Raw genomic sequence first — 13,420 nt, forward strand, 5'->3', positions numbered from 1 at the left:
CCCCTTAGCTTGTTAATTCCTTGGTAAACCTCTCCACTAAATCAGGTCTTCCATGATATTGTGCAGGTGTGTTTTGAAATAGTTCCACTTTCCATTCACTATTTTCCTTAACTGCCACAAGTGTTTGATGGGCATTCAATTCAGGATCTAGTTCTGACTTCCCAGGAGGTATCATGCCTGCAATCGCGCGTAAAATAGCACTGTCTTCTCCTAAAAAGCGTATATCTTTAATTCTTGAATTAAATGGTGGAGTTGGATGTTGACTGAATATTTCATTGAGCTGTGAGGTTATTTCGCCAGTTCCCGTCATGATGCTTCCATCAAAACCAATTGATTCCCCAGTCTTTGTATACTGTTCAGCCATTTTCCTTGCATCACGTTTGTTCCATGCATCGATTAACGTTTCATAAAGTCCGCTAATCTTCTTGGCTTCTAAATCTTTCACGGAATTTCCCTCCTTTTTTCCCAAACGTTCCTACTTCCTATCATACCAAATTGTCACAATCAATTAAAATGATAGTGTAATTTGTGCACCTATTTGTTAGATAACAATAGCTCCTTGGGTGTGGGGGATAAGCGAAGGCTTGCAATTGCTCCCTTTCCTTTCACGTCTTTTCAGCTTTTGGAACAACAGTACTATCAATGGATATTACTCTAGAATTAAGTACATGGGGAAATGTATTGTTATGGTATAGAATCGGGGAGTAGTTAAACTTGCTACAGAAGATAATTTCTCCGAGTTTAGTTGAGGAATCTATGCGTCCTGAATTCATGGATTATGCTTTCTCCTAAAAATTGACTTGTTTGTCTATAATCATCTTATCAAGGGGGGGCTGATTTTTTGAAAACCTAACCTTAACGCTCTACAGGAATACTAAGAGGGCAGCTTAATGGAAGAAAAAAATCGTAATGTGATAAACTAATACAGTGAAAATTAGTTCCTTTAAACATTATAAATCCGAATCGTATTTTCGATTCGGCAAGGTTCTGCTTATTCCAGTTACGTGAATTTGTGTTTCCTTTCTTCTCTCTCATACTTTAAACAATAAAAGTATTGACGAGGTAGTGTTCAATAAATTCAGCAAGGCCGTCGTTTTGATAATGCCCGGTGACAATGTCAGCTGCGTCTTTGACCTTAGGAGTAGCGTTGGCCATTGCGACTCCTGTTCCGGAATTACGAAGCATTTGGATATCGTTCGGGCCATCCCCTATTGTAACTACTTCTCTTTGGTTAATTCCATAGGCGCTCAGTAACGTTTTAATGGCTGACCATTTTGAAACCCCATGAGCAACAATTTCAAACCCATCATTCCAATCAATGACATTTCCTTCGTCTGTAAATACATTCGAGAGATGCGAGCTAGGGCCACCTGTCCGAATACTGTATTTTAGCACATCTCGATAGTTCGCGTTCCTCAAATCACCGATGTAAGTTGGTGGGACTCGGCCTTGTTTTGTCCAGTCATCTATTTCTGTACTCATTTGCTTGCAATAAAGCCCGGTAGTAGTGTGTACAAGAACGTTGCAAGGGTATTCGCTAATCACATGTTGGAATCGTTCCTCATTTAACATGATCGGTTTAATCTGAATCGCTTTTCCTGTTCGTCCATCGTGAATAGAAGCTCCGTTTAAACAAATCATCGGAGTTTGCAATCCAAGCGCCGCATGGTAAGGGGCTGTAATTTCATATTGGCGCCCCGTTGCAAGAAAAACTTTGACTCCTTGATTTATTATCATGTAAATTGCTTCAGCATTACGCCGGGAAATTCCATTCGAAGTCGTTAGCAACGTTCCATCCATATCAATAAATATTGCGCGCGCATTCATTTTCATTTTGCCTCCTCTTTTCCTTTGATCAATTATATCGTATCATCCGAATGTAAAGGCAAGATTAACTGATAGTATTGTTTAGATGAATTTTTTAATGTTTACCTGAATTTTATGTTGGCATTATTATAATGGTTATAATCAACAATATGTTTGGTAGTAGGATTATTGATGAGTATTTTTGAATTAAAGACAGGAAAAAATCGTGTAAAAATAATATGTTGAAAAAAACAATCAAAGAGATCGTGATGAAGAGATAAAGCAAGAAGAGTAATCGCTAAAACCATGGGAACTAATGTGTTACTAAGGTTTTGTGTTTAATGAAGGCGTTATCCCAGCAAAAAACTAGCGGAATTAGTTGATGGATGTTCTCAAAAATATTTACAGAGTTCGTGGAGAAAACACCTACTAAGCCACACAAAATTTAACATATTATGCAATTGGCTTTTTATAGTAAATATATGAAACGCTTCGGTTACCATACTACGAATATCGATGAAAATATTATGTATTTCGTTAAAGGATCAATTAATTTTATTAGGATATATAATTGGAGTTTTGTTATCAATTTTTATAAAGGCTCATTTCGTAAGTTTTGTTGCTATTTAATCCTCGTAGTTGATATATAATGCGACATAACTTTAAAACACGATCAGTGCTCCGCTACCGCTACGGAAAAATACTGTGCTTTCCGTGGCTCGCGCTGAGCCTCCTCGCTCGCAAAAATCGCTTCCCTGTGGGGTCTGGAGCGTCTTCACTTTCCCGCAGGACAAGGAAAGCTGGGGCAACATTACATCGCACGCAGAAAATTGGTTTGTATTTTCAAGGAGTCTCCGTGTATTTCCTCCGCTGTTATTTCCGTTACTGTCGTGGGACTGTATCAGTATTAATAAAACACCTTACCAGTCAGGGTGAGCGGAGGGCGGTGACTCCTGCGGGAACAGCACGTGTCCGAAGACCCCGCAGAGTGGTTTTCTAGAGGAGGCTGAGGCCGTGCCCGCGGAAAGCATCCGCCCGTAGCGATCCCAGACGGCAGCAATGGCGAGCGTTCTTAGAAATAAGCCTAAAGTTACGTCGCAGTTTATATCCATTGTGACAAAAACAACAATCTTTTAGAAACATCCTTTCTAAAAGAAAAGGTATCTTAGTATTAACCAGTATATTGTTGCCATCTGCCTATGGGGATAATTCAAATGCAGAGATGGAAGATGAAGAAATAGATAGAACTAAAAAAAACGATGAGCACATTGGAATAGTTAGCCTTGTTAGGCAAGATGAGGGTTACAAAAGGATGGATGTTCTTGTTATTCCCAACAATACAGAAGAACTTACTAAAGGGAAGAACAAAGATGAAATATTGAAGATAGCTAGAGAAAATAATGGCTCTTGGTATAGTATTGGTGAGGGTGAATATAAAATAGGTCAAACAGTTAAGGTATTTTACGATAAAAATCAAAATGTACTTGAATCTAACCCACCAAAAAAAGGAGCAGAAATAATTCGGATTTAGAGGAGTAATTTAAAGAAACGGGTTCGTTAAGTTGAAGAAGAATTAATAAAAATAAATAAATATAAGAAAAATCTCAGTTCAGTAAACTGAGATTTTTCTAATTTTAATTACAAATACCACTACAAATACGATGCAATTAGATAGGCAAATTTAGATGTATTTTATAGTGTGATTTCGAGTTTTTCGATAGGTAACCGAGCCCTTACCTGTTGTGCTAGCTCTTTCATTTAGATCACTTAATAATATGGGTAGGGGTAGTAAGGAGGATAATAATAAGGATATGGCGCATAAGGTAGTAGTGATAACGCTGTTAATGCTGCCAGAGGTAAAAACTGACGTCTAAAGCGTCTAAACCTTCTACGCGGGCGGCCATAGCCATAAAACTGCCGATCATCTAATTCATTATCTTCTCGTTCCATGACATCTTCACCAACAAGCACCGTAACACGATTTCCATCCACATCTTCAATAATTCCGTCTACAGAACTACCATCACTAAAGGTCAAAACAACATGATGATACATGTACCTTCTACAATCATCTTCTAAATTTCTTGTGAAGTTTTCTTGGGTCATTTAACTCATCTCCTTTTTAAAATCATGATATTCATCTAGAAGGAGTAAGTTACAAACTTAGGAAAAAAGTATTTAGAAAACTTGGCATTCGCCAAGCCTTTATAGCGAATGGCCTAGTTGCACTTATGCAGATAAGGAAGTTTTATACTTTCTTACCTGCCAAAAAAATGACCCCAGGCAAAGTTCCTGGGATCACCTAGATCTTTTTCAGCCTCATACTTCTGTTAAAAAATTCCGAAGAAAATAAGACTCGCCCTAAATTACGGAGTCATATTTTGCTGACATAATTGTTGAATTTGTTGTAACTGTTGTGCTGCATTTTGCTCTTTTTGTGCCATTTGTTGTTGTGGACCCATGTTAGCTGCCCCGCCTGGTTGTTGTTGAGCCTGTTGCTGAAGTTGCTGTGCATTCTGTTGCTCCTGTTGCTGTAATTGTTGTGCAATTTGTTCGATTTGCTGAAATGCTTGAGCTTGTTGGTTTTGTGGCATGCCTTATTCCTCCTTTTAAAATTAAAGATACCACTGTATTGTGTGTATTATTTTCCGTTTCATACACGTTAGGAAATGCCACTTTTTTAGTAGTAAGAAAGCATATAACTTGAAAGTTATGTATATTTTCTACAGAATCAGCCACGTCTAACTTCGACGTACAGGACAAGGAATGCTTCGACAGCGAAACATCGCACGAAGAAAAAGCACTTTTCTTTTTCAAGGACGTGGCGTTTTCATCAGCCAGCGCCTAGACACTCGATTCCTAAGCAGAGTCGTGTCTTTCAAGGCGCTTCTAGCTTTTGGTCATGTATTACGGTAACTCATTTCCAGCAGCAAGATAGAGTTCATACCATTCTTGTCTCGTTAATTCTACATCAGAAGCTTTTACTATGTCTGTTAAACGTTGTGGATTCATGGTGCCAACAATTGGTTGGATTTTTGCTGGGTGACGTAAAATCCATGCAATTGCAATCGCAGAATCAGTCACTCCTTTTTTCGTAGCAATTTCCTGTAATTTAGTATTTACATTTGGAAACTTCTCATTACCTACAAATGGGCCACTTATCATCCCATATTGAAACGGTGACCACGCCTGAACAGTCATGTCGTTTAACCTAGCATATTCAATCGTATTGATATCGCGCACAACTGCTGCATCATGTTGCATATTTACATTTAATCCTGCGTCTATCATCGGTGTATGCATAAGACTGAATTGCATCTGATTCACAATCAAGTCTTCCTTTAAATGCTTTTTCAAAAGTTCGATTTGCATTGGGTTTTGATTACTCACTCCGAAATAACGCACTTTCCCACTTGCTTTAAGTTTCGTAAAAGCTTCGGCTACTTCCGCTGGTTCCACTAAAGCGTCTGGCCGATGAAGTAACAAAATATCAATGTAATCTGTATGTAACCTTTTTAAGCTACCATCAACAGACGCTAAGATATGTTCCTTGGAAAAGTCAAAAAAGCCATCACGAATTCCGCACTTCGTCTGCAGAACCATTTTTTCCCGAATAGAAGTACTCATATCAATCGCATCAGCAAAAACTTCCTCTGATTTCCCTCCACCATAAATATCAGCATGATCAAACAAATCAATTCCTGATTCCATGGCATTTTCAATCACATATCCAGCATCTTTTTTATGCAGATTACTAATTCGCATACAACCTAAAGAAATTTCTCCTACTTCCAAACCACTATTACCTAATTTGATTTTTTTCAAAAGAACACCTCTTTTTGAATGATAATTCAAGTTTAACACGTTGAAAAAAAATAACTTACTCAATAAAGCGTTTTCATTTTTTAAAATAGACAAAATATATTGACAAAGGCTAACTGTGTGCTATGCTGAGAAATAATAATTTTATAAAGTACCGAGTGCATTATCTTCATACTAGGAAGGAGAAACAATTATGCTAACTGATCAACAGCTCTTAAGAATACCCGGACCAACCCCTATCCCTCCAAGTGTACAACGTGCTATGAGCCAGCCGATGATTGGACACAGGGCTCCTGAGACAAAAGATTTGCTACAACGGATAAAGCCCAAGCTTAAACCAATATTTGGAACCGCACAAGATGTTGTCGTTATGACAGGAAGTGGAACAGCAGGCTTAGAGACAGCTGTTGTCAACGCCGTCAAACCGGATGACGAAGTATTAGTTATTGTAACTGGTTCCTTTGGTGAACGATTCGTTAATATTTGTGAGGCTTATCAAATAAACACTCACCGTTATGATAGTGAATGGGGAAAAACCGTTACACCCGAGTCTGTAAAAGAATATCTTAACAAATACCCAAAAGTTACAGCGGTGTTTGCTACCTTTTGTGAGACGTCGACTGGTGTCTTGAATCCGATTGCGGAGCTAGCTGAGGTCGTCCATAACAACTCGGAAGCTTTATTCATCGTGGACGGTGTTTCTTGTGTTGGTGGTGTGGAAACAAAAATGGATGAATGGGGAATTGACCTCTTGGTAACAGGTTCGCAAAAAGCAATGATGCTCCCTGGTGGTTTAACATTTGTCGCGGCCAGTGAACGTGCATGGAACGTAATTGAAGAGAATGAGCACCCTCGCTTTTATTTTGATTTTAAAAAATATCGGAATCAGTTAGCAAATAACTCAACACCCTTCACTCCTGCTGGATCCCTATTATTTGGGTTAGAACAGGTGCTCCAGCTTGTTGAGGAAGAAGGTCTTGAACAAGTTTTTACAAGACATACACAAATGATGCAGATGACGCGTGCTGCATTTAAAGCACTGGACATACCCTTACTCACAAACGATCAAGCTGCTTCTCCTACCGTGACTGCAATTAAGCCATTCGATTTTCAAGTGAAGGACTTGAGGAATGTTCTTTATAAAGAGTTCGGAATGGTTGTAGCAGGTGGCCAGCAGCATATGAAAGATGAAATTTTCCGGATTGGGCACATGGGTTATTGCTCACCAGCAGACGTATTGCAGACCATCAGTGTGATAGAACTCGGTTTACACAAAATTGGTAAACAAGTTGAACTTGGTAAAGGAACACAAGCAGCACAGGAAATATATTTAGGATATTAAAATAAGGGGTGCCGTAATGACGTTTAAAATATTAATTGCAGATCCAATTAGCGAGGAAGGTCTTCACGTACTTCGAACTACACCAACTATTCATTTTGAAGTTGCGACCGACCTAACACCAGATGTATTAGGAGAACAAATTGTTGATTTTGACGCGTTACTTGTCCGAAGTCAAACACAAGTAACACGTGAACTGATCAGTAAAGCAGCCAATTTAAAAATTATAGGCCGCGCAGGTGTTGGGGTAGATAACATTGATCTTGATGCTGCGACAGAACACGGCATCATTGTAGTTAATGCACCAAACGGAAATACCAACTCAGCAGCAGAGCATACAATGGCTATGATTATGGCGTTATCCAGAAAGATTCCACAAGCCTATTATGCCCTTAAAAATCATCAATGGGATCGAAAGAAGTATGTAGGTGTTGAGTTAAAAAATAAAACACTCGGGGTTATCGGCCTCGGAAGAATTGGTACAGAAGTTGCCTCAAGAGCTAAAGGGCAACGAATGAACATCATGGCATATGATCCATTTTTAACAGAAGAAAAAGCTGATAAAATGGGCATTCGCTACGGATCCGTGCAAGATGTGTTAAAAGAGGCTGATTTCATCACGGTCCATACACCATTATTAAAGGAAACCAAGCATCTCATTAATGCCGAAGCATTTGAACTTATGAAGCCTGGTGTACAAATTATCAATTGTGCCCGTGGAGGTATTATAGATGAAGAAGCTTTATATGAAGCAATCGTTTCGAAAAAGGTAGCAGGTGCTGCGATGGATGTTTTTGAAGAGGAACCATTTTTAGACCATAAACTTTTAACCTTACCAGAAGTAATTGCTACTCCACACCTTGGCGGTAGTACCATCGAGGCACAGGAAAGTGTTGCTGTTGATGTCAGTGAGGATGTTATTCGCTTTTTTTCAGGTGATTTAGTGAGAAACCCGGTTAACTTTCCATCAGTTCCAACTGATATTATGAATAAAATCGAACCTTATTTTCATTTAGCAGAAAATCTTGGAACGTTTCTCATTCACTTAACACAGGATGTTATAGAAGAAGTAAATATTTATTACTCTGGTGACCTATCTGAAATGGAAGTAGCTCCATTAACAAGAAATACAGTTAAAGGACTGTTAAAACGTTATCATGGCGACCATGTAAATGACGTAAATGCTCTTTACTTAGCTAATAAAAAAGGAATAACCATACACGAACATAAAACCTCCAAGTCACGGGGATTTACTAATTTACTTACAGTTGAAGTAAAAACAAAAACGGAAAACCGCCGTGTTTCTGGAACATTATTAAATGGCTTAGGACCACGGATCGTAAAGGTCGATCAATACAGTGTGGATGTTATACCTGATGGTCATATCGTCGTCATCCATCACCAGGACCAACCAGGTGTTATCGGGCGAATGGGAAATCTCTTAGCTCAGCACGATATTAATATCGCAACCATGCAAGTGGACCGGGCGGACATCGGTGGCGAGGCAATCATGCTGTTGAAAATTGATAAACATTTAGACGAAGATGCAATGAATGAACTGGAAAAGCTTGATGATATATATCATGTAACAGCAATTGACCTGTAGAATATTTAACAAGGCGGAATCACAGTGATTTCGCCTTTTGCGTTAGATTGGGTTACATGCAAATTAGGTCTGTTGCGTTTATCAGCGAATTTTAGGATTTATCAGCAGTTTCGAAGGTTTATCAGTAATTATGAGTTTTATCAGTATTTGGTACTTCAGCTAGTCATTTTGCTATTTCAACCGATTTCTTCCGAGATTCTTACTCGAAAACAGCTTAACTTTCCAGTATTTGTAAAAGTTCTTCCAAATGTGCTATTTCAAATGTCGGTACTGCTACTTCACTATGATCTTTTTGATCACGGTTAACCCAGACAGACGCAATCCCTGAACGTGATGCACCGAGAACATCTGTATGTAGGTTATCGCCCACCATCAACATCTCACCCTTCTCTACAGAAAGAAGCCCGCGTGCATAATCGAAAATTGCTGGGTCTGGTTTACCTCTCCCGAACGCACCGGAAATAACAATATGGTCAAAATAGCCCCTAAGCTTTGGGGTAATCTCTAATTTTGTTTGTTGTAAACTAGGTGAGCCATTTGTTAACAATAATAAGTTATAATTTCCTTTTAGCTGATCCAATACGTTATACGTCTCCTCATATACAAAAGCCATTTTCTTACGCATAACCGGAAATGTCTTTGCCAACTCAACTCCGAATTCCGGATCATTAACTCCTAAATCCTCTAACCCTTTTTTCCAGGATTCCCTTTGATAATCAGGAGCAATCTCTTTTAGTTTACGAAAGGGTTCACCGTCATTGGAAAATTCACCCCACAGGCCTTCAAAAGGATTTATTCCAATCATTTGAGTAAACGAATATGTCTCGTAAGAAGCGTACAATGCTCGGGCATTTTTCCGAACCTTTTGTTCCAAATTATCCGGATTGATAGCGTACTTTTTCGCAGCAATTTCACAAGTAGCTTTAAAAGCCTCCTTCACACTTTTTTTATCCCAAATCAGTGTGTCATCCAGATCAAATAATATTGCTTTAATCATCTTATCAACTTCCCTTCGGAGATTATCTAAAAATAAGTATAAAATTCAGGCTTAGAAGAATTATAATAAAAAACATAAAGGAGGATCTATCATGAAACATATGAACTTACTAAAAGCAATAGCTTTTTTTGGCTTATTACTTATGATATTTCCAATCAATACTATTCATGCTCAGCAACCCGAATATGCAAAGTGGGGGAAAATTGCTGTTGAAGAAACAAGTAAACAGTTTCCGGATCTAAATTTAGTCGATTATGAATACGAAGGCAGTGTGTTTATTTCTGATGAACGAGTCCAATATAATTTTGAATTCACTTTAGAAACAGAAGGTGGAGAGGAAAGAACCATTCACACATATGTACTCGTAAACCCAGACACCGAACAGCTTATTGATGTCTATTTTGATGAAATTCAAGATTTAAATTAACCCTTCAAACAAAATCATAAAACGTTTAAAGACTATCTCGATTTTATCAGATAGTCTTTGTTTTCGCTCGATATTTCATTATAAACACCTCGACAAATTAATATGTTTTCCTTTATTAAATATTGCTTGTTTCTGTGCTATTGTCCCTTACCTTTCTCCGCTTCAATTATATACTATATAGACTTATAAATGGAGGTGTTCGTTAATGGGTGAATATGCAGGTTATGCAGGTGGCGGATTCGCGTTAATTGTAGTGTTATTTATTCTTCTGATTATCGTCGGTGCTGGGGGTTTTGGAGCTAGATATTAGAAAATGGCTTATCGAAAAGACTTAGGAAAGTTTTATTCTGCTTAAATACCTAGAAAAAGGAGGTGAGGTTTATGAACTACGGATTAGGCGATTATGGTCCATGCGGACACGGGTATACTGCTCCTGCTAGACGAGGAATTGATCCATTTGTGTTAATCGTGGTCCTATTTATCTTATTAATTATTGTTGGTGCAACTATCTGTTAACTTAGGGGTAACTCTAAGCCCCACTTTTTTTATTGTGGGGCCTGTTTTTTTAATAGATTAGGGAGTATAAAAATTCCCTACTGCATAAATACAACTAAGGCTTGGTGATAAGCCAAGTTTTCTAATAAAGCACTAATCTTTTGCTAAATGATTTCGATCTACGGAATGCGGTGGTTTTTCCAACCAACCTTGATCAATCATTATGTTAATGCCATCTTCGGAATACTGAGCGATTTCGGTTAAAATGCGCGTATAGTGAGAAGCTAGATCTCTTCTCATACTTGCTCCAAGACTTGCCCCATAATGACCAATTCCAATACCATTTAGACTGGTTACCTGATAAAGCATTAGTTTATCTGAAAATGGAGCAACCGTTGAATCCGTTGGTGGGGTGATCCAGGTAGAAGGACTAGGTAATAGTTCTTCACTCATAACTGAATTAAATATTTCGACATGTTTAGAAGCAATATCTCTCCCACGAATTAAATACTTTCTAACTTCCTCCAGTTTTGCAACCTGACTATACCCAGTTAATAAAGCTTCTCCTAAAATGTTCCGTAATAAATTAAAATATATATGTGAGATTTCTAAAGCGTTAATCGGTCTACGCCGATTAAACCAACCCGTTAAGAAACTCTGCTTTTGTACGAATTCCACCTTTTTCGATTTAGGAATTTGTGGAGCCCTCATCATTATACCTTTATCCAACATAACTGAACTAGCCCGGTTATATAGTTCAGCTGAGGAATACAAGCACTCGGTAAAATATTTACTAACATCTAAACGTGCTGAATTTGCTAACGCTAAGGAGTATATATCCATACCGATCTTACCCATATTTTGTATGTAGATAAGATAAAATCCATCTGTGAAAAGTCGAGGCGCTTGTGCAACAACATCATCATCTGTGAAGCCTTGTGGGATTACCATTTTTTCATCAGAAAACAGTTTGTGCAGGAATTGAATATGTTTATTTGATAATTCTAAAGCATATTCCAGGATCTTCTTTATCTCTTTATCTTCAATATTAGCCAGAAAGTGTTTGATGGTACAAACTGACAATGTATCATTTTGATATTGTCCCCATAGATTTGCTAGTTCCGCTGCTGATAATTCCACATTATGTTCCTTTTTCATAATAAACCTCCAATTCTCTATTGCTTATTATGAGAAATATAAGAAATATTATACAACACAAACACTATAAATCCCTGTAAGTTCCATATTGTCCGCCTGTAATAATAAGGTTGATGTTTTGATATACGAATCACTTTTTTCGTATAATGTATGCAGAAGGGAAATGATTGGATATGTGCTTAATCAATTTTCAAATTCAGGATCATCCAACCTATAAATTAATTATTGCAGCGAATCGCGATGAATTTTATGAACGGCCAACTGCCCCTGCACAGTACTGGGATAATGAACCAGATATTCTAGCAGGTAGAGATTTAGTACAAATGGGAACATGGCTTGGAATTACCAAACAAGGAAAAATTGCCGCATTAACAAATTTCCGTGATCCAGATCAAATGGCTGCAGGTAAACATTCGCGTGGGGAGATTGTTAAAAACTATTTATCAGGAAACAATGGCCCTGAAGAATTTCTACGTGCTTTAAAAATGAAGAAAGATCAATATGTAGGCTTCAACGTTATTGTCGGAAATCCAAATCAGATGTTCTATTATAATAATATACAAGACGTTATATCCGAGATTATTCCTGGAACTCATGGACTAAGTAACCATTTTCTAAACACACCATGGCCTAAAGTGACAAAAGGAAAGAGAATGCTAATAGACTACCTCATGGAAAATGAAGAACTTGAAACAGATGCATTATTTGATATCATATCAGATGCTGAAGAAGCCAAAGAAGAGAACTTACCTAAAACAGGTGTGAGTTTAGACCTCGAGCGAAATTTATCCCCACTTTTTATTAAAACACCTGAATATGGAACTCGTTCATCTACTGTATTACTCATCGATCGGGATAATCATGTGACCTTTGTTGAGCGCTTATATGAAACAGGTGAATTTACAAAAGAGAACCGATTTTTGTTTCAGATAGAATAATTCTTCTAACTAGCGTATCCCTGTTTTAAGTCAATTACAAATAATGTATTGCGTAAACCATTATATTACTAACATTCTAAAATTTGACACTTCTTGTCATAAAAATATGTTACAATTCAATTATTGATTTTATAAACAGAAGTAGGTGGGATGTTTGGTTTACGATGGGATTATTCTTTCCTTATTAATCGGTTTCTTAAGGGGCGGAAGCCTAAAGGGAATAGCTGAAATTGAGTTTAAATACGGCTGGGTATTTATTATCCTTATAGTTGGACAACTATTTGTATATTTCACCCAAAATCATTTCGGCTTTGTTGGAGCAATAAGTAACCAGTTTTTTATGTTTGTATATATTATTGGGATGTTTTTCTTATGGATTAACCGCCACCACGAAGGCTTCACAATTATTTTGGTTGGTGTATTTTTAAATTTCCTAGTTATGGCTGTGAATGGCGGAAGAATGCCAGTATCAGAAGAAGCTTCAGCAGTGCTAGATCCACATTACATAGAAATGCTAAAAAGTGGGCTAGCAGGTAAACACGCCTTATTAACAGATTCTACTATTTTGCCATTTTTAGGAGATATCTTACCGCTACAACCACCATACCCAAGACAGCAAGTTATAAGTATTGGTGATATTGTAATGAATGTTGGGGTTTTCTTGTTTATACAAAAGGTTATGCTTATTCATCGTAAAGAAAAGACAGAGGGAAAAAAATTAGCCTAACTTTCAAAGTTGTAATTGAAAGGAGGTGAAAAAATATGAACAAAAAGGCATTATTATTTAATGTAGCGATTATTGTATCATTAGTTTTATCTTTTACTTCAGGGT

The 13,420-nt window shown here is 37.6% G+C and carries 15 protein-coding genes; 8 read left to right on the forward strand and 7 right to left on the reverse strand.

All coding sequences use genetic code 11. The annotated features are described in order from the left end of the window. Positions 1-4: 4 nt before the first annotated feature. Positions 5-445: an SgcJ/EcaC family oxidoreductase gene (locus ACFQ3N_RS18850; RefSeq protein ID WP_390364525.1), complete on the reverse strand. Its 441-nt coding sequence runs from the start codon at positions 443-445 to the stop codon at positions 5-7. 593 nt (positions 446-1,038) lie between these two features. After that, a complete protein-coding gene (locus tag ACFQ3N_RS18855; RefSeq protein ID WP_390364527.1) occupies positions 1,039-1,833 on the reverse strand; it encodes an HAD family hydrolase in 795 nt (264 codons plus the stop codon). 1,195 nt (positions 1,834-3,028) lie between these two features. On the opposite strand from ACFQ3N_RS18855, the gene ACFQ3N_RS18860 reads away from it, so the two are divergent. Then, complete coding sequence (locus ACFQ3N_RS18860; RefSeq protein WP_390364529.1) at positions 3,029-3,337, forward strand: hypothetical protein; 309 nt, start codon at positions 3,029-3,031, stop codon at positions 3,335-3,337. 236 nt (positions 3,338-3,573) lie between these two features. On the opposite strand, the gene ACFQ3N_RS18865 is transcribed toward ACFQ3N_RS18860, so the two are convergent. The 3 genes from ACFQ3N_RS18865 to ACFQ3N_RS18875 all read right to left on the reverse strand — a co-directional run bounded on the left by ACFQ3N_RS18865 (position 3,574) and on the right by ACFQ3N_RS18875 (position 5,631). Continuing rightward, the gene (locus ACFQ3N_RS18865; RefSeq protein ID WP_390364531.1) at positions 3,574-3,912 is read right to left on the reverse strand and encodes a small nuclear ribonucleoprotein; all 339 of its coding nucleotides are present in this window, start codon (positions 3,910-3,912) and stop codon (positions 3,574-3,576) included. A 260-nt stretch (positions 3,913-4,172) separates the two neighbouring features. Next, positions 4,173-4,400: a hypothetical protein gene (locus tag ACFQ3N_RS18870; RefSeq protein WP_390364533.1), complete on the reverse strand. Its 228-nt coding sequence runs from the start codon at positions 4,398-4,400 to the stop codon at positions 4,173-4,175. Positions 4,401-4,713: 313 nt separating this feature from the next. After that, the gene (locus ACFQ3N_RS18875; RefSeq protein WP_390364535.1) at positions 4,714-5,631 is read right to left on the reverse strand and encodes an aldo/keto reductase; all 918 of its coding nucleotides are present in this window, start codon (positions 5,629-5,631) and stop codon (positions 4,714-4,716) included. A 190-nt stretch (positions 5,632-5,821) separates the two neighbouring features. On the opposite strand from ACFQ3N_RS18875, the gene ACFQ3N_RS18880 reads away from it, so the two are divergent. Both ACFQ3N_RS18880 and serA read left to right on the forward strand, forming a co-directional pair. Then, a complete protein-coding gene (locus tag ACFQ3N_RS18880) occupies positions 5,822-6,970 on the forward strand; it encodes a pyridoxal-phosphate-dependent aminotransferase family protein (protein ID WP_390364537.1) in 1,149 nt (382 codons plus the stop codon). A 16-nt stretch (positions 6,971-6,986) separates the two neighbouring features. Beyond that, positions 6,987-8,573, forward strand: coding sequence for a phosphoglycerate dehydrogenase (serA, locus tag ACFQ3N_RS18885; RefSeq protein WP_390364539.1), 1,587 nt, complete (start codon positions 6,987-6,989; stop codon positions 8,571-8,573). Positions 8,574-8,787: 214 nt separating this feature from the next. Here serA and ACFQ3N_RS18890 read toward each other — a convergent pair whose 3' ends face one another. Next, complete coding sequence (locus ACFQ3N_RS18890) at positions 8,788-9,570, reverse strand: HAD family hydrolase (protein WP_390364541.1); 783 nt, start codon at positions 9,568-9,570, stop codon at positions 8,788-8,790. Between the two features lie 91 nt (positions 9,571-9,661). Here ACFQ3N_RS18890 and ACFQ3N_RS18895 point away from each other — a divergent pair, with 91 nt between their 5' ends. From ACFQ3N_RS18895 to ACFQ3N_RS18905, 3 genes are all read left to right on the forward strand, one after another. Next, entirely contained in the window at positions 9,662-9,997 is a 336-nt protein-coding gene (locus tag ACFQ3N_RS18895; protein ID WP_390364543.1) for a DUF3889 domain-containing protein, read from the forward strand. A 205-nt stretch (positions 9,998-10,202) separates the two neighbouring features. Further along, a complete protein-coding gene (locus ACFQ3N_RS18900) occupies positions 10,203-10,307 on the forward strand; it encodes a YjcZ family sporulation protein (RefSeq protein ID WP_390364545.1) in 105 nt (34 codons plus the stop codon). 71 nt (positions 10,308-10,378) lie between these two features. Further along, entirely contained in the window at positions 10,379-10,513 is a 135-nt protein-coding gene (locus ACFQ3N_RS18905) for a YjcZ family sporulation protein (RefSeq protein WP_390364547.1), read from the forward strand. Positions 10,514-10,645: 132 nt separating this feature from the next. Here ACFQ3N_RS18905 and ACFQ3N_RS18910 read toward each other — a convergent pair whose 3' ends face one another. Beyond that, positions 10,646-11,650: a DUF3231 family protein gene (locus ACFQ3N_RS18910; RefSeq protein ID WP_390364549.1), complete on the reverse strand. Its 1,005-nt coding sequence runs from the start codon at positions 11,648-11,650 to the stop codon at positions 10,646-10,648. 173 nt (positions 11,651-11,823) lie between these two features. Between ACFQ3N_RS18910 and ACFQ3N_RS18915 the strand changes: the two genes are divergently transcribed. Then, complete coding sequence (locus ACFQ3N_RS18915; protein ID WP_390364776.1) at positions 11,824-12,588, forward strand: NRDE family protein; 765 nt, start codon at positions 11,824-11,826, stop codon at positions 12,586-12,588. 154 nt (positions 12,589-12,742) lie between these two features. After that, a complete protein-coding gene (locus tag ACFQ3N_RS18920) occupies positions 12,743-13,315 on the forward strand; it encodes a DUF5317 domain-containing protein (RefSeq protein ID WP_390364551.1) in 573 nt (190 codons plus the stop codon). The last annotated feature ends 105 nt before the right edge of the window (positions 13,316-13,420 follow it).

The organism is Virgibacillus byunsanensis, assembly GCF_042675965.1.
Lineage (GTDB): Bacteria > Bacillota > Bacilli > Bacillales > Amphibacillaceae > Virgibacillus_R > Virgibacillus_R byunsanensis.

Excerpts from the sequence above, each read along its gene's own strand:
- ACFQ3N_RS18855 (WP_390364527.1), bottom strand. The coding sequence starts at position 1,833 with ATGAAAATGAATGCGCGCGCAATATTTATTGATATGGATGGAACGTTG.
- ACFQ3N_RS18860 (WP_390364529.1), top strand. The coding sequence starts at position 3,029 with ATGGAAGATGAAGAAATAGATAGAACTAAAAAAAACGATGAGCACATT.
- ACFQ3N_RS18865 (WP_390364531.1), bottom strand. The coding sequence starts at position 3,912 with ATGACCCAAGAAAACTTCACAAGAAATTTAGAAGATGATTGTAGAAGG.
- ACFQ3N_RS18870 (WP_390364533.1), bottom strand. The coding sequence starts at position 4,400 with ATGCCACAAAACCAACAAGCTCAAGCATTTCAGCAAATCGAACAAATT.
- ACFQ3N_RS18880 (WP_390364537.1), top strand. The coding sequence starts at position 5,822 with ATGCTAACTGATCAACAGCTCTTAAGAATACCCGGACCAACCCCTATC.
- serA (WP_390364539.1), top strand. The coding sequence starts at position 6,987 with ATGACGTTTAAAATATTAATTGCAGATCCAATTAGCGAGGAAGGTCTT.
- ACFQ3N_RS18890 (WP_390364541.1), bottom strand. The coding sequence starts at position 9,570 with ATGATTAAAGCAATATTATTTGATCTGGATGACACACTGATTTGGGAT.
- ACFQ3N_RS18895 (WP_390364543.1), top strand. The coding sequence starts at position 9,662 with ATGAAACATATGAACTTACTAAAAGCAATAGCTTTTTTTGGCTTATTA.
- ACFQ3N_RS18900 (WP_390364545.1), top strand. The coding sequence starts at position 10,203 with ATGGGTGAATATGCAGGTTATGCAGGTGGCGGATTCGCGTTAATTGTA.
- ACFQ3N_RS18905 (WP_390364547.1), top strand. The coding sequence starts at position 10,379 with ATGAACTACGGATTAGGCGATTATGGTCCATGCGGACACGGGTATACT.
- ACFQ3N_RS18910 (WP_390364549.1), bottom strand. The coding sequence starts at position 11,650 with ATGAAAAAGGAACATAATGTGGAATTATCAGCAGCGGAACTAGCAAAT.
- ACFQ3N_RS18915 (WP_390364776.1), top strand. The coding sequence starts at position 11,824 with ATGTGCTTAATCAATTTTCAAATTCAGGATCATCCAACCTATAAATTA.